The sequence below is a fragment of the Amycolatopsis sp. GA6-003 genome (assembly GCF_046267895.1).
Lineage (GTDB): Bacteria > Actinomycetota > Actinomycetes > Mycobacteriales > Pseudonocardiaceae > Amycolatopsis.
This window is the reverse complement of record NZ_CP176499.1, coordinates 2313576-2332644: the sequence shown is the minus strand read 5'-3', so window position 1 is coordinate 2332644 and position 19069 is coordinate 2313576. Positions and strand designations below refer to the sequence as shown.

The 19069-nt window shown below is 71.4% G+C and carries 23 protein-coding genes; all 23 read left to right on the top strand.

The window, feature by feature from the left end:
- Positions 1-23: 23 nt before the first annotated feature.
- The 23 genes from F9C12_RS09975 to F9C12_RS09865 all read left to right on the top strand — a co-directional run bounded on the left by F9C12_RS09975 (position 24) and on the right by F9C12_RS09865 (position 19053).
- A complete protein-coding gene (locus F9C12_RS09975; protein WP_037814792.1) occupies positions 24-245 on the top strand; it encodes a recombinase-like helix-turn-helix domain-containing protein in 222 nt (73 codons plus the stop codon).
- The gene (locus F9C12_RS09970) at positions 245-1303 is read left to right on the top strand and encodes a Rieske 2Fe-2S domain-containing protein (protein WP_409465670.1); all 1059 of its coding nucleotides are present in this window, start codon (positions 245-247) and stop codon (positions 1301-1303) included. Before F9C12_RS09975 ends, F9C12_RS09970 begins: the two co-directional genes overlap by 1 nt.
- Before the next feature lie 16 nt (positions 1304-1319).
- Positions 1320-2246: a VOC family protein gene (locus F9C12_RS09965; protein ID WP_409181708.1), complete on the top strand. Its 927-nt coding sequence runs from the start codon at positions 1320-1322 to the stop codon at positions 2244-2246.
- Positions 2243-3022 carry an aspartate dehydrogenase domain-containing protein gene (locus F9C12_RS09960; RefSeq protein ID WP_409465669.1) on the top strand — a complete coding sequence of 260 codons (780 nt, stop codon included), beginning with the start codon at positions 2243-2245 and terminating at the stop codon, positions 3020-3022. Before F9C12_RS09965 ends, F9C12_RS09960 begins: the two co-directional genes overlap by 4 nt.
- Positions 3019-3807 carry an alpha/beta fold hydrolase gene (locus F9C12_RS09955; RefSeq protein ID WP_409465668.1) on the top strand — a complete coding sequence of 263 codons (789 nt, stop codon included), beginning with the start codon at positions 3019-3021 and terminating at the stop codon, positions 3805-3807. The genes F9C12_RS09960 and F9C12_RS09955 overlap by 4 nt, the downstream gene beginning before the upstream one ends.
- Positions 3804-4544 (top strand): SDR family oxidoreductase, encoded by a 741-nt coding sequence (locus tag F9C12_RS09950; protein WP_409465667.1) that lies wholly within the window; start codon positions 3804-3806, stop codon positions 4542-4544. The genes F9C12_RS09955 and F9C12_RS09950 overlap by 4 nt, the downstream gene beginning before the upstream one ends.
- Positions 4545-4555: 11 nt before the next feature.
- Positions 4556-5344: an SDR family oxidoreductase gene (locus tag F9C12_RS09945; RefSeq protein WP_409465666.1), complete on the top strand. Its 789-nt coding sequence runs from the start codon at positions 4556-4558 to the stop codon at positions 5342-5344.
- A 13-nt stretch (positions 5345-5357) separates the two neighbouring features.
- Positions 5358-6983 carry a thiamine pyrophosphate-binding protein gene (locus F9C12_RS09940; RefSeq protein ID WP_409465665.1) on the top strand — a complete coding sequence of 542 codons (1626 nt, stop codon included), beginning with the start codon at positions 5358-5360 and terminating at the stop codon, positions 6981-6983.
- A 12-nt stretch (positions 6984-6995) separates the two neighbouring features.
- Complete coding sequence (locus tag F9C12_RS09935) at positions 6996-7580, top strand: dienelactone hydrolase family protein (protein WP_409465664.1); 585 nt, start codon at positions 6996-6998, stop codon at positions 7578-7580.
- 114 nt (positions 7581-7694) lie between these two features.
- Entirely contained in the window at positions 7695-9077 is a 1383-nt protein-coding gene (locus tag F9C12_RS09930) for an MFS transporter (RefSeq protein WP_409465663.1), read from the top strand.
- Positions 9074-9967 (top strand): MBL fold metallo-hydrolase, encoded by an 894-nt coding sequence (locus F9C12_RS09925; RefSeq protein ID WP_409465662.1) that lies wholly within the window; start codon positions 9074-9076, stop codon positions 9965-9967. The genes F9C12_RS09930 and F9C12_RS09925 overlap by 4 nt, the downstream gene beginning before the upstream one ends.
- 14 nt (positions 9968-9981) lie before the next feature.
- Entirely contained in the window at positions 9982-11100 is a 1119-nt protein-coding gene (locus F9C12_RS09920) for an FAD-dependent monooxygenase (protein ID WP_409465661.1), read from the top strand.
- A gap of 98 nt (positions 11101-11198) precedes the next feature.
- The gene (locus tag F9C12_RS09915) at positions 11199-11771 is read left to right on the top strand and encodes a dihydrofolate reductase family protein (RefSeq protein ID WP_409465660.1); all 573 of its coding nucleotides are present in this window, start codon (positions 11199-11201) and stop codon (positions 11769-11771) included.
- Between the two features lie 42 nt (positions 11772-11813).
- Positions 11814-12395 (top strand): TetR/AcrR family transcriptional regulator, encoded by a 582-nt coding sequence (locus F9C12_RS09910; protein ID WP_409465659.1) that lies wholly within the window; start codon positions 11814-11816, stop codon positions 12393-12395.
- A 128-nt stretch (positions 12396-12523) separates the two neighbouring features.
- The gene (locus F9C12_RS09905) at positions 12524-13018 is read left to right on the top strand and encodes a hypothetical protein (RefSeq protein WP_409465658.1); all 495 of its coding nucleotides are present in this window, start codon (positions 12524-12526) and stop codon (positions 13016-13018) included.
- Entirely contained in the window at positions 13015-14208 is a 1194-nt protein-coding gene (locus F9C12_RS09900) for a PPE domain-containing protein (RefSeq protein ID WP_409465657.1), read from the top strand. Before F9C12_RS09905 ends, F9C12_RS09900 begins: the two co-directional genes overlap by 4 nt.
- A 6-nt stretch (positions 14209-14214) precedes the next feature.
- The gene (locus tag F9C12_RS09895) at positions 14215-15036 is read left to right on the top strand and encodes an ESX secretion-associated protein EspG (RefSeq protein ID WP_409181694.1); all 822 of its coding nucleotides are present in this window, start codon (positions 14215-14217) and stop codon (positions 15034-15036) included.
- A 36-nt stretch (positions 15037-15072) separates the two neighbouring features.
- Positions 15073-15834 (top strand): transglycosylase SLT domain-containing protein, encoded by a 762-nt coding sequence (locus F9C12_RS09890; RefSeq protein ID WP_409465656.1) that lies wholly within the window; start codon positions 15073-15075, stop codon positions 15832-15834.
- A 10-nt stretch (positions 15835-15844) separates the two neighbouring features.
- Positions 15845-16951, top strand: coding sequence for a CHAP domain-containing protein (locus F9C12_RS09885; protein WP_409465655.1), 1107 nt, complete (start codon positions 15845-15847; stop codon positions 16949-16951).
- Positions 16948-17253, top strand: a complete 306-nt coding sequence (locus tag F9C12_RS09880) for a YbaB/EbfC family nucleoid-associated protein (protein WP_409465654.1) — start codon at positions 16948-16950, stop codon at positions 17251-17253. Before F9C12_RS09885 ends, F9C12_RS09880 begins: the two co-directional genes overlap by 4 nt.
- Before the next feature lie 470 nt (positions 17254-17723).
- A complete protein-coding gene (locus F9C12_RS09875; protein WP_409465653.1) occupies positions 17724-18404 on the top strand; it encodes a hypothetical protein in 681 nt (226 codons plus the stop codon).
- A gap of 146 nt (positions 18405-18550) precedes the next feature.
- Positions 18551-18700, top strand: a complete 150-nt coding sequence (locus tag F9C12_RS09870; protein WP_409465652.1) for a hypothetical protein — start codon at positions 18551-18553, stop codon at positions 18698-18700.
- 161 nt (positions 18701-18861) lie between these two features.
- A complete protein-coding gene (locus F9C12_RS09865; RefSeq protein WP_409181689.1) occupies positions 18862-19053 on the top strand; it encodes a hypothetical protein in 192 nt (63 codons plus the stop codon).
- Positions 19054-19069: the final 16 nt, after the last annotated feature.

Below are 19069 nucleotides of genomic sequence, written 5' to 3'. Positions count from 1 at the left end.
CCACGAACCGAAGGGAACGCCCGATGCCGCTGCAGCTGCGGCCGGTGCAGAGCCGCACCGCCCCGCCAACGAGCTACGAGAACGCGCTGGCCGACGAGCTGGAAGCCGTCTACGGCCGGGGCGTGCACGACCTGCCCGGCGTGGTCTCCGCGCTCAACGCGGGCGGCCTGCGCCCGGCCGACGGCTCCGACTGGACCGAAGAGACCTTCACCGCCGAACTGGCGCGGCTGGCCGGGGAGGCGTGATGGCGACCAAGACCGCCGAAGAGCTGCTGGCGCTGGGGTTGCGCGACCGCTGGTACCCGCTGTGCCCGTCCAGCGCGGTGAACCGCGGCGAGCTGACCCGCATCGAACGGGCCGGGGAGCAACTGCTGCTCTGGCGCGACTCCGCCGGGGTCGTGCACGTTCAGGAAGACCGCTGTCCGCACCGCGGCGCGCGGCTTTCGCTCGGCGTGCACATGGGCGACCGGGTCGCCTGCAACTACCACGGGGTGCAGGTGGACGGCGACGGCGTCGTCGTGTCGGTGCCCGGCAGCCCGGGGTGCGCGCTGGAAGGCCGTCGCGCGCTGCGGACGTTCCCGGCGGAGGAGCACGCCGGTGCCGTGTTCGCCTGGTTCGGCTTGGACGAGGCCGCCGAGCCGAAGCCGTTGCGGGTGCCGGACCCGATCGCGGGCGGCGAATGGGACAACTTTCTCTGCTACGTCGAATGGGACGCGCCCTACGGCTACTCCCTGGACAACCTGCTCGACCCGATGCACGGCGCGTTCCTGCACCGCAACAGCCACACCATGTTCGGCGGCAAGCGCGAAGCCGTCTTCCAGATCCGCGCGATCGACGACGGGTTCGTCTTCGAGAAGACCGACCAGCGCGGCGTGAACTTCGACTGGGTGCAGCTCACCGACGCCGGCGCGCAGTGGGTCACGCTCGACATCCCGTATCCGGACACCGCCGGTCCGGGCGGCGCGTTCACCATCGTGGCGGCGCTGTGCGCGATCAACGAAACCCAGCACGCGGCCTTCTTCTGGCGCTGCCGCAAGGTTTCCGGCTGGGAACGCGACAGCTGGCGCGTGCTCTACCGCAACCGGCTCGAGGCCCGGCACTGGGCGGTGCTGGAACAGGACCGCGAGATGGCCGAGGCGATGCCGCTCGACGCGTGGGACCGGGAAAACCTGTACCAGCACGACATCGCGCTCGTCCGGATGCGCCGGCTGCTGCGGTCGGAAGCCCGCCGCCAGGCCGCCGCGCTCGCCGCTCCCGCCGCCGCGCCGGCTCCGGCCGCGCCCGTGCCCGCCCCCACCCGCTGAAGCCCCAGGAGGCCTCATGTCCGCCGAACCCATCGCGCGGCTCCGCGCCCTGCGCGCGGTGACGCTGCGTTCGACGCAGTGCGCCGATTCCGGCGAGTTCTACCGCGAAGTCTGGGGGCTGCAGCAGGTCGAAGCCGACCGCGGCGCCGTGTGGCTGCGCGGTTCCGGCGACGAGCACCACGTGCTCCAGCTCGAACAGGCCGACCAGAACGCGCTCGGCAAGATCGCGTTCGCCGTCGCGACCCCGCGCGAGGTCGACGCGGCCGCCGCCCGGCTGGCCGCGCACGGCGTTCCGCTCGTCACCGAACCCGGCAAGCTCGACCAGGTCGGCGGCGGGTACGGCCTGCGCTTCGCCGACCCGGAAGGCCGTCTGGTGGAACTGTCCGCCGAGGTCGACGCGGTCGTCCCGGGCGATCCGGACGGCCGCGCCGCGGTGCCGCGGAAACTGGCGCACGTCGTGCTCAACACGGTCGACATCGACGCGGCCTGCGAGTTCTACACCCGGGTGCTGGGCATGCGGATCTCCGACTGGTCCGAGCACCAGATGGCGTTCCTGCGCTGCAACGCCGACCACCACGTGATCGCGTTCAACCAGGCCGAATTCGCGTCGGTGAACCACATCGCGTACGAGATGAACTCGATCGACCACTTCATGCGCGGCATCGGACGGCTCAAGCACAACGGCGTCACGCCGCTGTGGGGCCCCGGCCGGCACGGCCCGGGCAGCAACACGTTCAGCTACTTCGCCGACCCGGCCGGGCTCGTCTGCGAGTACACCTCCGAGGTCGCGCAGGTCGAGGAGGACGCGTGGCTGTGCCGGGTGTGGCGGCGCACGCCGGAGCTGTCCGACCTGTGGGGCACCGCGGGCCCGCCGTCGAAGGACGTCCGCTCGCACATGCGCGGCGTGCCGGACCCCGGCTACTCGGCGTGGTGGCAGTCGTGAAGATAGGAGTGCTGGGCGCGGGGTCGATCGGTTCCGTCGTCGCGGAAGCGCTGCGCGACGGGCGGGTGCCGGGCGCGGAGCTGGCCGGGGTTGTCGATCCGGCGCTTTCCTCGGCGGGACTGCCGATGTGCGCGTTGCCGGAGCTGCTGTCCGCTTCGGACCTGGTGGTCGAGGCGGCCGGGCAGCGGGCGCTGGCGGACGCCGGTCCGCAGGTGCTGTCGGCGGGATGCGATCTGCTGGTGGTCTCGGTCGGCGCGCTGGCGGCGGACGGGCTGCTGGACAAGCTGCTCGCGGCCGGGCCGGGCGCGGTCCATTTGTCGACCGGCGCGATCGGCGGGCTGGACCTGCTGCGCTCGGCGGCGCTGCTCGGGCCGTTCGAGCGGGTGGTCATCGAGACGACGAAGAAGGCGTCTTCGCTGGTGCAGCCGTGGATGTCGCCTGCGGAAGCAGAGGAATTGCGACAAGCGACTGAGCCGGTCGAGCTGCGGCGCGGGCCCGCGCGGGAGATCACCGCGGCGTTCCCGAAGTCGGCGAACGTGGCCGCGTCGGTGGCGTTGGCGGTGCGGGATTGGGACGTCGTGGAGGCGGCGGTGATCGCTGATCCGGCCGCGCCGTTGACTTCGCACGTGATCACCGCGGCCGGTCCGGCGGGGGAGTACCGGTTCGAGATCCGGAATCAGCCGTCGCCGCAGACGCCGACGTCGAGCCAGGTCGTGCCGTACGCGGTGCTTTCCGCACTGGAAGCGTTGGCGGCACCGAGGGCGGTGTTCCGGTGATCTCCACAGTGGACGGTGTGCGGGTGCGGATCGCCGGGGACGGCAGTCCGGTGTTGTTGCTGCACGGCATCGGCGGTTCGAGTGCGTCGTTCGACGCGCAGCTGGCTGGGCTGGCGCCGAAACACCGCGTGCTCGCCTGGGACGCACCTGGTTACGGCGGTTCGGCCGATCCGGAGAAGCCGCTGGGGATGGCCGGATACGCGGCGCTCGTCGGCCGTCTGCTGACCTCGTTGGACGCAGCGCCCGCGCATCTCGTGGGCGTGTCGTGGGGCGGCGTGATCGCGACGCGGGTCGCGCTCGACTACCCGGAGGTCGTGCGGTCGCTGGTGCTGGCGGATTCGACTCGCGGTTCCGGCATCGACTCCGAGCGCGCCGCGGTGATGCGGTCCCGGCCGAGCGAGCTGAACCGGGTGGGTGCGGCCGAGTTCGCTCGCCGTCGCGCGCCTCGGCTGCTCGCCCCTGGCGCGGATCCTGCGGTGGCGCAACGGGTCGAGGCCATCATGGCGGGCATTCGGCTGCCCGGGTACACGTCCGCCGCGGAGTCGATGGCCGAGACGGACCACGGTCCGCGGTTGTCGCGGATTTCCGTCCCCACGCTCGTTCTTGTCGGCGAGCACGACCAGGTGACCGGCGTCGGCGAGGCCCGGCGGCTCGCCGCGTCGATTCCGGGCGCCCGGCTGGAAGTGCTGCCCGGCGGGCACGCGGCGAATCAGGAGTCGCCGCGCCGGTTTTCCGCCGAGGTGCTGGACTTTCTGTCCGAAGTGGACTCGGTGGTGGCGCGATGAAGGACCGGCTGTATGTGGTCACCGGCGCGGGTCGCGGTCTCGGCTGGGCGATCGCCCGCGAAATCGGCAGGCAAGGCGGTCGCGTCGTGGTCGCCGAACGGTCTCCGGACCGCGCGGCGGACGGCGTCGCCCGGTTGCACGCGGAAGGCGTTGCGGCATATCGGATCGACACCGATGTAGCGGATCCGGAATCTGTCGCGGCCCTGGCGGACGCGGTCGCGAAGCTCGGCCCGTTGCACGGCTTGGTGAACAACGCGGCCATGGCGGACGGTGTGGGCGGCAAGCATTTCGCGGAGCTGGACGTCGAAGCGTGGGACACGTTGATGACCGTCAACGCACGCGGCCCCTGGCTCGTCTCCCGCGCGCTGTATCCGCAGCTCGCGCAGACCGGCGGACGCATCGTGAATCTCGCGTCGGACGCCGCGCTGTACGGCTCGCCGCGACTGGTCCAGTACGTGGCGTCCAAGGGCGCGGTGATCGCGATGACCCGGGCGATGGCGCGCGACGGCGGCCCGGACGGCGTGACCGTCAACGCGGTCGCGCCCGGACTGACCGAGGTCGAGGCCACCGCGGGCATTCCGCGGGAGCGGCATGAGCTGTACGCGCTGAACCGCGCGCTGACCCGGCCGCAGCAGCCGGAGGACGTCGTCGGTTCGGTGGCGTTCCTGCTGTCCGACGCGGCCTCCTACATCACCGGCCAGACCCTCGTGGTCGACGGCGGATTCGTCTGCAGCTGAAGGGAAAACCCGTGGATTTGGGATTGAAGGGCGCGGCGGTGCTCGTGACCGGGGCCAGCTCCGGCGTCGGGCTCGCGACCGCGGCCGCGCTGCTGGCCGAAGGCGCGCACGTCGCCGCCTGCGCCCGCGACGGCGTCCGGCTGGAGAAGGCCCTCGCCGATCTGCCCCGTGCCGAGGGAGCCCGGCTGTACACCGCGTCCTGCGACGTGCTCGACCAGCAGCAGGTGGAAACGTTCGTCGCCGACGCCGCCCGCGAGCTGGGCGGACTGACCGGGGTCGTCAACAACGCGGGCCGCTCGCTGATGGCGCGGCTCGCCGAGACCACCGACGACCAGTGGCGCGACGAACTGCACCTCAAGATCTTTTCGGTGCTGCACGTCGTCCGGGCCGCCCTGCCGTGGTTGCGCGCGGCTTCGAATCCGGCTGTGGTGAACGTGAACGCGATCCTCGCCCGCCAGCCCGAACCCCGGTTGGCAGCCACTTCGGCGGCAAGGGCAGCGTTGCTCAATCTCTCCACGACGTTGGCGACCGAATTGGCCGAGGACGGCGTGCGAGTCAACTCGGTCTGCCTCGGGCTGGTCGACACCGGACAGTGGCGGCGCCGGTACGAGGCTTCCGGCAGCGAGTTGTCCTTTGCGGACTGGTCGGCGGAGCTGGCCGCCGACCGAGGAATCCCGTTAGGACGGCTCGGCACCGCGGAAGAGGTCGCTTTCCCCATCGTCACGCTGCTTTCGCCGCGTGCCTCCTACGTGACCGGCGCGACGATCGACGTCGGCGGCGGCATTGCTCGTTACGTCTAGAAGGGACGGACCCATGAATCACGGTCACGGAGGCGAGCTGCTCGTTCGCCTGCTGTCCGAAGCCGGAGTGGACACCGCCTTCGGCGTGGTGAGTGTGCACAACCTGCCGCTGGTGGAAGCGGTTTCGCAGCACCTGCGGTTCGTGCCGGTGCGGCACGAGGCCGCCGCGGTGAACGCCGCCGACGGGTTCGCGCGGGCCAGCGGCGGCCTCGGCGTCGCGATCACCAGCACCGGCACCGGCGCGGGCAACGCGGCCGGCGCGCTGGTCGAGGCCCTCACGGCGGGCAGCCGCGTGCTGCACGTGACCGGGCAGATCGACTCCGAATTCCTCGGCAGCGGCCGCGGCGTCATTCACGAGACGCGGGACCAGATCGGCATGCTGACCGCGATTTCCCAGCACGCGGCCACGATCACGTCGGTGGAGACCGCCGAGGAAACGTTGCGCGTGGCGATCCGGCAAGCGCTGTCGGTGCCGAGCGGTCCGGCAAGCGTCGAATGGCCGATCGATCTGCAGTACTCGCGGCACGAGTTCCGTCCCGGCTCGCTGGAACCGACGCCGATCCCGCCGCCCGACCCCGCGATGCTCGCGCAAGCCGCCGAATTGCTGGCTGCCGCACGCCGTCCGGTGTTCTGGCTCGGCGGGGGAGCGACCGGCGCCCGCGACGAGGTGCGCGCCCTCGCGGAACGGCTCGGCGCGGCGGTGTTCACCAGCAACTCCGGCCGGGGCACGGTGCCGGAGAACCACGAACTGGTCGTCGGGAACTTCGCCGCCCACGAGTCGGCAGCCGCGCTGCTCGCCGACGCCGACCTGCTCGTCTCGGTCGGCACGCACTTCCGCTCCAACGAAACCAAGCACTACCACCTGAAACTGCCCGACCGGCACCTGCAGATCGACGTTGCCGCCGATGCGCTGGGCCGCGTCTACCCGGCCACTGTCGGAGTGCAAGGCGACGCCGCAACCGTCCTCGCCAGTCTGTCCACTGTGGAATCCAGCGCCGAAGCTGGCTGGCGCGACCGCGTGGTCGAGACCCGGAAAGCGGTGCGGGACAAGCTGAACGAGGCGATCGGCCCGTACGCGGAGATCTGCGCCGCGCTGCGCGACGGTCTCCCGGTCGAATCCGTGATCGCCCGCGACGTCACCATCCCGTCCAGCCAGTGGGGAAACCGGCTGCTGGACATCCACGACCCGCGCACCAACGTGTTCCCGGTCGGCGGCGGCATCGGCCAGGGCCTGGCCACCGGCATCGGGGCCGCGCTCGCGACACCGGACGCGCCCACCGTGGTCATGGTCGGCGACGGCGGTCTCGCGGTGCACCTGGGCGAACTGTGCACGCTGGCGCAGGAACGGCCGTGGCTCGCGCTGGTCGTGTTCAACGACGGCGGCTACGGCGTGCTGCGCAACATGCAAGACCACCACCGCGGACAGCGCGCCGGCGTCGATCTGTACACACCGGACTTCGCGCGCATGGCGCAATCGCTGGACCTGCCGCACGCGCTGGTGTCGAAGCCGGGCCAGTTCGCCAACGCGCTGGCGAAGGCGGTGGCCCAGCAGGGGCCGTTCGTCATCGAGGTGGACGTGACCGCCCTGCCCGCGACGCCGCGGCCGTTCGTGCCGCCGGTGCCGGTTCCGGAGAGCTGAGGGAGACCAGACGTGGGAGGCACCATCGAAGCTGCCGAAGTCCACCATCACGGGCACGGACCCGCGAACCGCCGCCGCCGGGTGGTGCGGACGTCCGCGCCGCTGCTGGTGCGGCATCCGCCCGGCCGCGTGCGCGGCGCGGTGCTCGTGCTGCACGGCGCCGCCGGGCTCGACGAACCCGTCGAAAACTGCTGCCGCACGCTCGCGAGCTGCGGATACGTCACCGTCGCGCCGCTGTTCTACTACGAGACCGGCGGCCACACTTTCGGTCCGGACAAAGCGGACGCCGCCTTCGCCGCGCTCGCGCTGTCCGATCTCGAAGCCGACCTCGCCGGCGCGCTCGACTACCTCGGCGCCCGGCTGGGAATTCCGCGGCACCGCGTGGCCGCCGCCGGTTTCGGTTCCGCCGCCCACCTGACCGAACTGGCCGGCGCGGACCTCGCCGCCGCTCTCGGGCCCGAGCCGCCACCGTGGCCCGGTTCGCCCGGATTCGACCCGCATGCGCCCGATCGGCTCGTGCTGCCCTTCGGACCGTCCGCTGTGGACGATCTGGTCCGGTTCCTGGACGCCGCCTGGAGTCCGTGCGGGGAACCCTGAGCGAAGCGGAGTCCCCGCACGGACACCAGCTGCCCACAGCGCAGCCGCGAGTTCCCGGCATCGCGCGCGAAACCCCTTACGATCGACTGCACGCTCCGGCTCCGAGGAGGGCCCATGAGTATCGCCGCCACCCCCGAGGTGACCCAGCGGGACATCGCCGCCCGGCTGGAACGGCTCCCGATGTCGCGCTGGCAGGTCTCGATCCGCCTGATCATCGGCATCGTCACGTTCTTCGAGGCGTTCGACCAGCTGCTGATCGCCTACACGCTTCCGGTCATCGGCCGCGAATGGCACCTGACGACCGCCTCCAGCACCGCGACCCTGACCGTCGGCTCGATCGGCATGCTGCTCGGCGCGCTGGCGTCCGGCTGGGCCGCCGACCGGATCGGCCGCGTCAAGGTGATCACGCTGTGCGTCGCGATCACCGCGTTGTGCAGCCTCGCGATGACGCTGTGCACCGCGCTCCTGCCGTTCCTGATTCTCCGGTTCGTCCAAGGCCTCGCCATCGGCGGTGAAGTGCCGACCGCGGCCGCGTACATCGCGGAGATCAGCCGGGCTCGCCGTCGCGGCCGGTTCGTGCTGATGTACGAGATCGTCTTCCCGGCCGGGCTCGCGGTCGGCGCGCTGGTCGCGGCCTGGGTCATCCCGCACTGGGGCTGGCGGCCGCTGTTCGCGCTGGCCGCCGTTCCCGGTCTCGCCGCGGTGCTGCTGCAGCTGCGGATCCCGGAATCGCCGCGCTGGCTCGCCGCGCACGGGCACACCGAGAAGGCCGAGGCGACGATGGCACTGATCGAGCGCCGGGTCGAGGAATCCCTCGGCCGCCCGCTGCCGCCGCCTGCCGCGGCCACTGCGGCACCGGCGGCCGGGCCCGCGAAGCGCGGTTCGCTGCGCGACCTGTTCGCCGGCCGCTACCGGCGGCGCACGCTGATGGTGTGGACGATCTGGTTCGTCGGCTACCTCGCCAACTACGGCATCACCTCGTGGCTGCCGACGCTGTACAAGGGCTCGTTCCACCTCTCGATCGGCCAAGCGCTCTGGTACAGCACCGCGACGTCGGTCGCCGGTCTCGTCGGCTGCTTGATCGCCGCGCTGGTCGTGGACAAGCTCGGCCGCCGCGTCGTGCTGGCCGCGGGCCTGGGCGGGACGACCGCGATGCTGGTGGTGCTGGGCGCGCTCGGCGCCGGAACCCCGCTGCAGCTGCTGGTGTGGTCGTCGCTCGCGGCGATGTTCAACTTCGCGGTGAACGTCTGCCTGTACCTGTACACGCCGGAGCTGTACCCGACCCGCAGCCGCGCGCTGGGCGTCAGCCTCGGCGGCGTGCTGAACCGGTTCGGCCTGATCCTCGGCCCGATCCTGGTCGGCGCGCTGTACGCCGGCGGCAGCGGTCTCGCGTCGGTGTTCCTCGTGCTCGGCGCGATCTGTCTCGTCGGTGCGCTGGTCGCCGGGTTCTTCGCCGAGGAGACGAAGGGCCGCACGCTCGAAGAGGTTTCGCCGTGACGGACGCGCTGCGCGTGGTCCTGCTCGGCACGGCGGCCGGGCCGTACCCGGCGCCGGGCCGGCAGGGCTGCGCGAACGCGGTGGTGGTCGGCGGCCGCGTGTACCTGGTCGACGCGGGCTACGGGACGCTCGGCAAGTACGTCTCCGCCGGGCTGTCCCTGCGCGATCTCGCCGCCGTGTTCGTGACCCATCTGCATTCCGACCACGTCGCCGAGCTGTTCACGCTCTTCCTGCTCGGCTGGGGCCCGGCCAACCAGGGCGTCGTCGATCCGGTGCCGGTCTACGGACCCGGCCCGGACCCCACCGACCCCGGTCCGCCCGCCGCCGGAACCGAGGGGCTGATCGCGGGCAATCTCGCCGCGTTCGGCCAGGACGTCGCGGTGCGCCAGCGGACCAGCGACCGGCCGCGGCTGGCTGGCCTGATCCGCGCCGCCGACGTCTCGGTAGCGGGGGAAACCGTGGTGCACGAGGACGATCGGGTGCGCGTGACGGCTCGGGCCGTTCCGCATCCGCCGCTGAATCTGGCGCTGGGCTACCGATTCGAGACCGAGCACGGCGTGGTCGCCTTCTCCGGCGACACCGCCCGCAGCGACGCGGTCGGCGAACTGGCCGCCGGCGCCGATTTGCTGGTCCACGAAGCGATGGAGCCCGATTTCTACCGCAGCATCGGCTATTCGCCGCGACTGCTGGACTTCCTCGCCGCCTCGCACACCTCGCCGGCGGACGTCGGCCGGGTCGCCGCGGCGGCCGGGGCCCGGCGGGTCGCGCTGTCGCACCTCGGCCCGGCCGACCCCGCCCGCCTCGACGACGAGGGCTGGCTGCGGCGGGTCCGTCCGCACTACTCCGGCCCGGTCGTCGTGGGCCACGATCTGCTCGATCTCACTGTCTAGAAGGAGCTTTCGCTGTGCCGGAAATCGCCATCGTCGGCGGCGGGATCGGCGGTCTCGCCGCCGCGGTCGCCCTGCGGAAGGCCGGATTCTCCCCGGTCGTGCACGAACAGGCGGCCGGATTCGGCCGCGTCGGCGCGGACATCAACCTGACCCCCAACGCCGTCCGCGCGCTCGACGGACTCGGCGTCGGCGGCGAACTGCGCGAAACCGCCGCGCGGCCGAAGTACCGGATCAGCCGCACCTGGGACACCGGCGAGGAAACCTCGCGGCTGCCGATGGGCGACGAGGCCGAACGCCGGTACGGTTCGCCGCAGCTCACGATGCACCGCGCCGATCTGCTGGCCGCCTTGGAACGCGCGCTGCCCGACGGCGTCGTCCACTTGGGACACAAGCTGACCGGACTGTCCACAACAGACTCGGTTTCGCTGGACTTCGGCGGCGCCAGTGCTTCCGCGGACGTCGTGATCGGCGCCGACGGCATCCACTCCGCCGTCCGCACCGCGTTGTTCGGCGCGGAACATCCGGAGTTCACCGGCGTGGTCGCCTACCGCGCGGTGCTGCCCGCGGGTTCGGTGGACGTGCCGAACCTGGACTGCTTCACCAAGTGGTGGGGTCCGGACCCGGACACGCAGTTGGTGACTTTCCCGCTCAATCGCGGTGCCGACGTGTTTGTCTTCGCCACGACCCGGCAAAGCCAGTGGCGGCACGAATCCTGGACCACCCCAGGCGATGTCGACGAACTGCGCGAGGCTTATCGCGGCTTCCACCCCGAGGCCCGCGCCTTGCTGGAGGCGTGCGATTCGGTGCTGCAGTCCGCGCTGTACGTTCGTGACCCGCTGCCGAACTGGTCGTCCGGCCCGGTGACGCTGCTGGGCGACGCGTGCCACCCGATGATGCCGTTCATGGCGCAGGGCGCGGGAATGGCCATTGAGGACAGTGTGGTGCTGGCGCGGGCGCTGGCGGCGTATCCGGACACCGAGGTCGCGCTGAAGGCATACCAGGCGGCCCGGCTCGACCGCACGCGCGAGGTGCAGCTGGCTTCGCGGGGCAACAGCTGGCTCAAGCAGAGCGGGACGAGTTCGGCCGCCGCGGACGCGATTTACGGCTACGACGCCTGGCACACTCCGGTGTGACCCAGGTCATACTCTTGGTTCGGGTGGCGTGTCTGTCCGGGACGGTTTCGTTCGACGCGTAGGTAAACCAGGCATTATCCCGAACCAGGAGCTGAACCATGCGCACCATCGTCGCCACCGCGTTCGTGTCCCTCGACGGCGTCGTCGAAGCCCCCGGCGGCGAGCCCGGCTACCGGAACGCCGGCTGGACGTTCAAGGACATCGAGTTCGACCCCGCCGCCTACGCGCTCAAGGGCGCCGAGCAGGAGGAAGCGACCGCGCTGCTGCTCGGCCGCGTCAGCTACGAGGCGTTCTCGCCGGTGTGGCCGGGCATGGCAGAGTTCCCGCACTACAAAGTGATGCCGAAGTACGTCGTGTCGACCACTTTGCGCGAGGAGGACCTCGTGTCGAACTGGGGCGAAACGACCATTCTTCGCTCGCTTGACGACGTCGCCGCGCTGAAGGAAACCGAGGGCGGCCCGATCATCGTCAACGGCAGCGCGACGCTGGTCCGCGACCTCACCGACGCGGGCCTGGTCGACCGGCTGAACCTGCTGGTCTTCCCGGTCCTGCTGGGCGCGGGGAAGCGGCTGTTCAGCGAAACCGACAAGGAAAAGCAGCCGCTGAAGCTGATCGAAAGCGAAAGCTACTCGAACGGGATCCAGAAGCAGATCTTCGAATTCGTCCGCTGAACGGCTGACCTGGGCGCGGGCAAGCCGGGCATACTCGAGCCCATGGCCCGTCGTTACCACCACGGCGATCTGCGGCAGGCGGTGCTGACCGAGGCCGTCGCGGTGCTCGGCGAATCCGGCCCGGGCGCGGTCAACCTGCGCGATCTGGCCCGCCGGGTCGGGGTCTCGCACGCCGCCCCGGCGCACCATTTCGGCGATCGCGCCGGCCTGCTCACCGCGGTGGCCGCGCAGGGCTTCGACCTGCTCGCGGACGCGCTCGAGGAGCTGCCGCCGTCGGCGGACCTGCTCGAGGCCGGAGTCGCCTACGCCTCGTTCGCGGTCGAGCACCGGGCCCATTTCGAGGTGATGTTCCGCGCGGACCTGCTCCGCGCCGACGACCCGGACCTGCGGGCCGCGCGGGAACGCAGCAGCCAGGCGCTGGACTGGGCCGTCGCCGGGTTCCGCGACGGCGGCGTCGATCCGGTGGTCGCGGGCGCGGCGGCCTGGTCGCTCGTGCACGGGTTCGCGACGCTGTGGCTGCAGCGGGCGCTTCCCGCCGGCCTTGGCGACGACGTCCGGGCGGCCGTCCGCGCGGTGGCGGACCTGCTCGTCCGGGGCGCGCACCCGCCTCCGCCGTCCGGGTGACCGGCGGAACCGCGGCCTCGCCGGGACCGTCTCATCGCCGACTTTCCCGGACCGGGTGCCTGCGGTCCGGACGGCTGACATACTGGTGCGCGCGTCCGCTGAGGACGCCCGCTGGGAGGTGGACTGGGGTGAGTTCGCACCGGGTATCAGACTGGGCAGACGTCCGTGCCCTGCACAGAAAACAGGCCAAGGAGACGCACCGGTCCGGGCGGCCGGAGACGGCGGATTCCGTGCGCGGCCCGTCCGGGGCGGGCAACGCCGAGATCGTCGCGGACACCGGCGTCATCGAGCTGGACCCGGCCGAGATCGCCGCGGCCGACGCGGAGCTGGAAAGGCGTCAGCAGGAGCTGACCGCCTGCCTCGAACAGGCCAAGCAGCTCACGCATCCGCTCAAGGACGGCACCAGCCCGGTCGCCGCGCACCTGCGGAAGGCGTTCGGCGTCCGCGGCTCCGCCGACGGCGGCGCGCAGGCGATCTTGCGGCAGTACCTCGACGAGCTGTCGGCCTTGCGCGAGGCCATCCGCCGGGCGAGCGCGGGCCACGTCCAGCAGGAAAGCGACGCCAAGGATTCGCTCGACGCGGTGGGCCGCCGGGCGGACGACGGGGGAGGGACGCCGGCATGAGCCGGACACCGGGCTACGAACGGCTGCCGTACGAGAAGCACCGCAAACACCGGCTGTGGAGCGAGGACCACCCGCCCACCGCCGCGCAGCGCCGGGTCCTGCGGCGCACCAAGCTCGCCCAGCGGGCGAACCTGAAGGACGCATCGTTCGGCAAGATCAACTGGAACGCCTGGGCGCACACCACGCTCTACGACATGATCATGACCGCGGACCCGGTCGAAATGGGCGCGTCCGCGCACCAGTGGGGCAAGCTCGCCTACGACGTCGACTCGGCGACCGCCGCGGTGCACAAAACGGTGCAGAAGCTGCTGCTGTCCTGGCGCGGCGGCGCGGCCGGGCAGGCGGCGCAGTCGGCCTCGAAGCTGACGTCGTGGGGCACCGGCGCGAGCGAGACGATGCGCGCGGTCGGCGACAAGCTCGACCACTACACGAGCGCGGTCGAAACGGCGAAGCACAAGATGCCGGAACCGGTGTTCTACGCGGCGGAAAACCAGTTCCGCGACGGCTACGACCTCAACGCGGCCAGCGGTCCCAGCGGTGCGGTGATGGTCGATCAGCTCCTCGACGACCACCTGCCGGCCAAACGCGCGGCGTCGCGGGCCAAGGCCGAGGCCGTCCGCGTGATGGAGAGCTACGAGACCTCGAGCAAGGGCGTGCACGACAAACTGCCGCACTTCACCGCCGCGCCGAAGACGACGAACATCGATTCCGCGGGCGGCGACGGACGCGGCAGTCGCGGCGAACGGCATTCCGGCGGTTCCGACGGAACGGGCAGCGACGCGACTACCGCGTCGTCGGTCGTGCCGGGCGGCGCCGGGCAGTTCGCGGACGGGTCGTTCGGGGGCGGGCCGTTCGGCGGGACGTCCGGAATGCCGGGTTCCGCCGGTGCGTTCGGGAGCGGGTCCGGCGGTGCGCTGGGCGGCACGGGTTCCGGCAGCGGCGGTGCGCTGCCCGGCTCGCTGTCCGGCGGGATGCCCGGCGGGGCGACCGGGCCCGGCGCCGCCGCGGCCGGGGCAGCCGGTGCGGCGGGCGCGCGCGGCGGGAGCCCGATGTCCGGCGGGTTCTTCCCGCCGATGGCGGGCCAGCGCGGCGAAGGCTCCGAAGACCACCAGAACCGTTACACCAAGGGCAGTTCCTTCGACTTCCTCGAGGACCTGCCGGACGCGTACCCGCCCGTGCTGGGCGAGTGAGGCGGGATGGCCAGACATCTCCCCGAGGTCGACGGGGTAGCGCTCTCGCACCTGGAATTCGACCTGCTGTGGGCGGATTTCGACCTCGGCCCCCTGCCGTATCCGCTCGACGTGCCCTCGCACGGTTCCACGATGGACGAACGCGACGAGCTGGGCGCGCAGGTCGCGGAAAGCCTCGCCGCGGCCGGGCTGCTCGACGCCGAGGACGAACCGCACCCGCGGCTCGGCCAGGTGTTCGCGGTGCTGGCCGATCCGGTGTTTTCGGTCGACCTGCTGGTGTTCCGCGATCCGCCGCTGCGCGCGCTGGCCGCGGCCGGGCGGAAACTGGGCGTGCTGGCCGTTCTCGACGCGGGCGAACTCGCGTTGCGGCCGTGCCTGCCCGACGACGTCCCGCAGCTCGCGGCGAGCGTCATCGGTCCGGCCGAACCCGGGCCGGGCAACGCGGTGCGGCTGCCGCGCGAGGCGTTTTCCGAGGCGATGCAAGCGTTCGCGGACCACGGGCACGCCGCGTTCGAGCGGGTGCTCGGCCGGGCCGGTCTCTCCGGCCGCGATCTGCGCGCGATTTCGACGCTCGTCGCCACGCCGCGGGTCGCGTACGGCCAGTTCGCGGTGAACGGTCCGGGCGGCCGTTCGCCGGTAGTCGCTTGGTACGACACGGAAGCCGGGCGGTACGGCGCGGTCGTGCGGGAGTCGGCGGGCACGAAGTGGGTCACCGTCGCGCCCGCCGACCACGCGTGGCTCGCCGACCGGATGCGGGAACTCGGGCGCGGGGTGTCGTCCGATCGGGGGACTAGGGAACCAGAACGCGAAGGGTTCCGTCTCACTTAGGGCAGCGGCGAAGCGCCCTGCTGAAGGGGGCAGGAGATGAGCAAGTTGTCGGCCGGGGAAATCGCCGAGCACGCGTACCGGGCCGGGTTCCGCGGGCACGCGCTGACCACCGCGGTCGCGGTGGCACTGGCGGAATCGGGCGGGAACACCCGTGCGCACAACGGGACGCCGCCGGACAATTCGTACGGGCTGTGGCAGGTCAACATGCTCGGCTCGCTCGGGCCCGCCCGCCGCCGCGAGTTCCGTCTGCACTCCAACGACGAACTGTTCAACGCGGACGAGAACGCCAAGGCGGCCTGGGCGATTTCGGGGCACGGCAAGAGCTTCCAGCCGTGGTCCACCTACACCAACGGCGCGTACAAGAGCCATCTCGCCGCCGCGCGCAAGGCCGCCGAGGACGTCGCCCGCCACCACGGCAAGGGCGGGCATCACCCGCACAAACCGCATCACGGCAAGGGCGGCAAGGACGGCGGGTTCAAGGCCGATCTCGAGCAGTTCCTCGCCTACGAGCGCACCACCGAGCACGTCGCGAACGAACTGGTGGCGGTCGGCAGGAAGACGGTGCACCGGGTCGCCGGGATCGCCAAGGACAGCTTCGGAAAGGTCGGCCAGGAAACCGGGTTCTCCGACGCGCTGGGGGATTTCAGCCGTTCGCTGGAATCGCAGGTGCGGGCCACCGGGGCGCACGCGCGCACGCTGAGCGCCTCGGTTTTCCGGGCCCGGCAGGCCTACGCGGGAGCCGATGCCGACGCCGGCGCGGCGATCCGCGAACACGACATCAAGGGCATTCTGGGCTGAGGGGGAATCCGTGCTGGACACCGCAGGGGTCGCGACGCTGTTCGCGGACGAGATGAAAACGCACCACGGCAAGCTCCAGGGCAAGGCCGCGGATTCGCAGGCCGCGCAGCACGCGCTGCAGCAAGCAGCGCGCGAGATCACCGCGCAGTACGAGGCGCAGCGCAAAGCCGCGCACGCGCTGCTGAACACCTGGCACAGCAAGGCGAATCCGGCCTTCGAGCACGACACCGACAAGTTCGGCCGCGACCTCAAGGTCACCGCGCAGGCGAGCACGCACGGGGCCAAAGTGGTCAGCGAGGTCACCGACGCGCTCGCCGGGCGGCACCAGGCCACCGGAAAGCTGATCGACGAGTTCGTCGCGAAGGCGCGCAAGATCATCGACGCCGGGTATGTCCTGGCGCGCAACGGAAGCCCGGCCGCGCTGCTGATGGCGATCGGCGACGTGGCCGACCTGGCGGGCAAGTACCTGAAGGAATCCGGCGGGCACTTGAAGAACGCCCGCGCGGAGATGGAGGAAGCGGCCCGGAAGCTGCGCGCGCTGCAGAAGGATTTGAACCACGACGGCGTCGCCGACCCGGGCGGAGCGCACCGCGCCAAGCCCGGCGACCATCGCAAGCACGAGCAGCACAAAAAGCACGAAGCGCACAAAAAGCACGTGCAGCACCACGGGGGCACGCACGCGAGCCACAGCAAGAAGGTCGACAAGATCCTCGACCACGCGCGGCACAACCTCGGCTACCACGAGGGCCCGAACAACCGGAACAAGTGGGGCCCGACCGGACAGCCGTGGTGCGCGTACTTCGCGACGTCGATGTGGCGTTCGGCGGGGGTCGACATCCCGAAGTACGGCTTCACTGGCGACGTCTACAAGTGGGGCCAGCGCCACCACCTCGCCTACGACCGCGCCGCCCTGGCGCACAACGCCCGCCCGGGCGACACCATTCTCTTCGGTGACGGTCCGTCCTGGGGGCACAGCCACCACATCGGGATCATCGAAAAGGTGGAGGGCAACAAGATCACCACGATCGAGGGCAACGCGAACGACCAGGTAGAGCGCCTCACGTATACGCTGCCGCGAGACCTGCACAAGTTCTACGGCGGAGTACACCCGAAGTGACCATCACCGGCACGGCGCGCCACGCCGGGGTGACAGTGGAGGTCGCCCCCGGCGGAGCCTTGCGCACTCTGGAACTGACCGCGAACGCCCTCCGAGGCGGCGGCCCGCGACTGGCGGACACCATCCTGCACGCGGTACGCGAGGCAACCGCCGAGGCGAACGAACGGGCCCGCCGAGCCCTGGAAGCCGAACTGGGCGATCTCGGCGGCACCGAGTTGAGCCGCCTCGGCCTCGGTTCGGAGAAGGAGCTGGCCGAGCGAGCCGAGGACACCACCCCGGACACGTGGAGGTGGAGGGTGTGATGACTGAGTCGCACCGGGGGAACGCGGCTGACCATCCCGAGGACGGGCGCGTGAATCTGGCTTCCGAGGGCGGCGGGGTTTCGGGGGAGTCGTTCGGGCGGTCTGGCGTTGTCGGTGGCGATGAGCGCGGGGCGGCTGTTCCGCTCGGCGGGCGCGTGATTCCGGCTGTCGGGACCGGTGGGGTTCCGGGGGAGCGGTTTGAGCGGTCTGGCGTTCTTGGTGGGGGCGAGCGTGGGGTGGCTGGTCGGCGTGTGGATGCGGTTTTCGTGAGTGGTGAGGGTTCGGCGGGGCCGTCCGAGCGGGCTGGCGTTCTCGGCGGGGATGAGCGCGGAGCGGCTGATCGGCCCGAGGGCGCGCGCGTGGATCTGCCTTTCGAGGGCGGTGGGGTTCCGGGGGAGCCGTTCGGGCGGGCCGACGTTCTTGGTGGGGGCGAGCGTGGGGTGGCTGGTCGGCGTGTGGATGCGGTTTTCGTGAGTGGTGAGGGTTCGGCGGGGCCGTCCGAGCGGGCTGGCGTTTTCGGCGGGGATGAGCGCGGAGCGGCTGATCGGCCCGAGGGCGGGCCCGCAGATCTGCCTTTCGAGGGCGGTCGGGTTTCGGGGGAGCGGGCCGACGTTCCCGGCGGCGCGCGTGCAGTCCCGGCTTTCGAGGCCAGTGAGGTTCCGGCCGAGACGCCTGACCAGGCCGACGTTCCCGGTGCGGACGAGCGAGGAATCGACGAGCTGATCGAGATCGCCGAGGAAATCCCGGAGCAGCTCGGCCTGTCCGAGGGCCTCGCCGCCATCCGCGCCACTGCCAGGGGCGAGGGTCTGAGCGTCACGGTGGATGTGCACGGCATGCTCGTCCACCTGGACATCGGCGAATCCGCTCTCGAACTGGGCCCGGCCGCGCTGGCCGCGGAGATTTCGCGCCTCAGCGCCGAGGCGGGGGCGCAGGCGTTGCAGCAGGGTATGCGGGCTGTCCGCGCCGGATGTGTCCCCGCGGTCGCGGCGGCTGTCGAGGACGTGTTGGCGCTGGACGACGTTCCGGAGCCAGCCCCGGCACCCCGTCCGGAGGTCACGCGCGAGCCGGAACCGCCGCCGGTCTCGCGGAGGCGGGCTCCGGTGGACGACCATGACGAGGAAGGGTTCGTGCTCAAGCCGGTGAGGGACTGACGCTCGCCCGACCAGGGCTGAAGGCCTGTCGGATTTGGGTGGTGTTTCGGAAAGGAGTCGTTCGCTGCCTCAAAGCCCCGCCAGGATCTCGCGCGGGGAGCCTGCTTGAGTGCTCGGCATCCCGAGCCGGGACCGTCTAGGGCGACGTGCGCGACCACCTCCCGTCCGAACGGCTGCACCAGCTCGTCGGCGGTGACGTCTTCCGCGGCGTCGATGCCGTAGCGGAATTCGGACCCGGCGGTGCGACGGCCGGTGCGGTGGCCAGATGTTCCTTGACGCTGGTCGGCCCCGGGTAGCCAGCCGGACGAGGCACGATGCCGACCGCGGCGGTGGTGGGGAGTCCAGTGGCGCGCCGGGCGGGTGGATCTGGGCGATGTTCAGGAGCCGTCCACTGCTCCCCGGACGCAGCGGGCGCGTCCCCGAGCGCACGTCCGCGCCCGATGCCATCCTGGGAGGCATGACCCACTACGCATTGACCCAGTCCGTGGCCATCGCGGCCGACCTCGAGGCCAAGGGCTTCCTCGGCACGGTCGGCAAAATCGCCGCCGCCACCGTCATTTTCTTCATCGCGATCGGCCTGATCGTCGGGCTCGTCCTCGGGTATTTCATCGGCCGTTCGGTCGGACGGCGCCAGGGCAGCGGCGGCTGACCGGGTTAACCCGGCT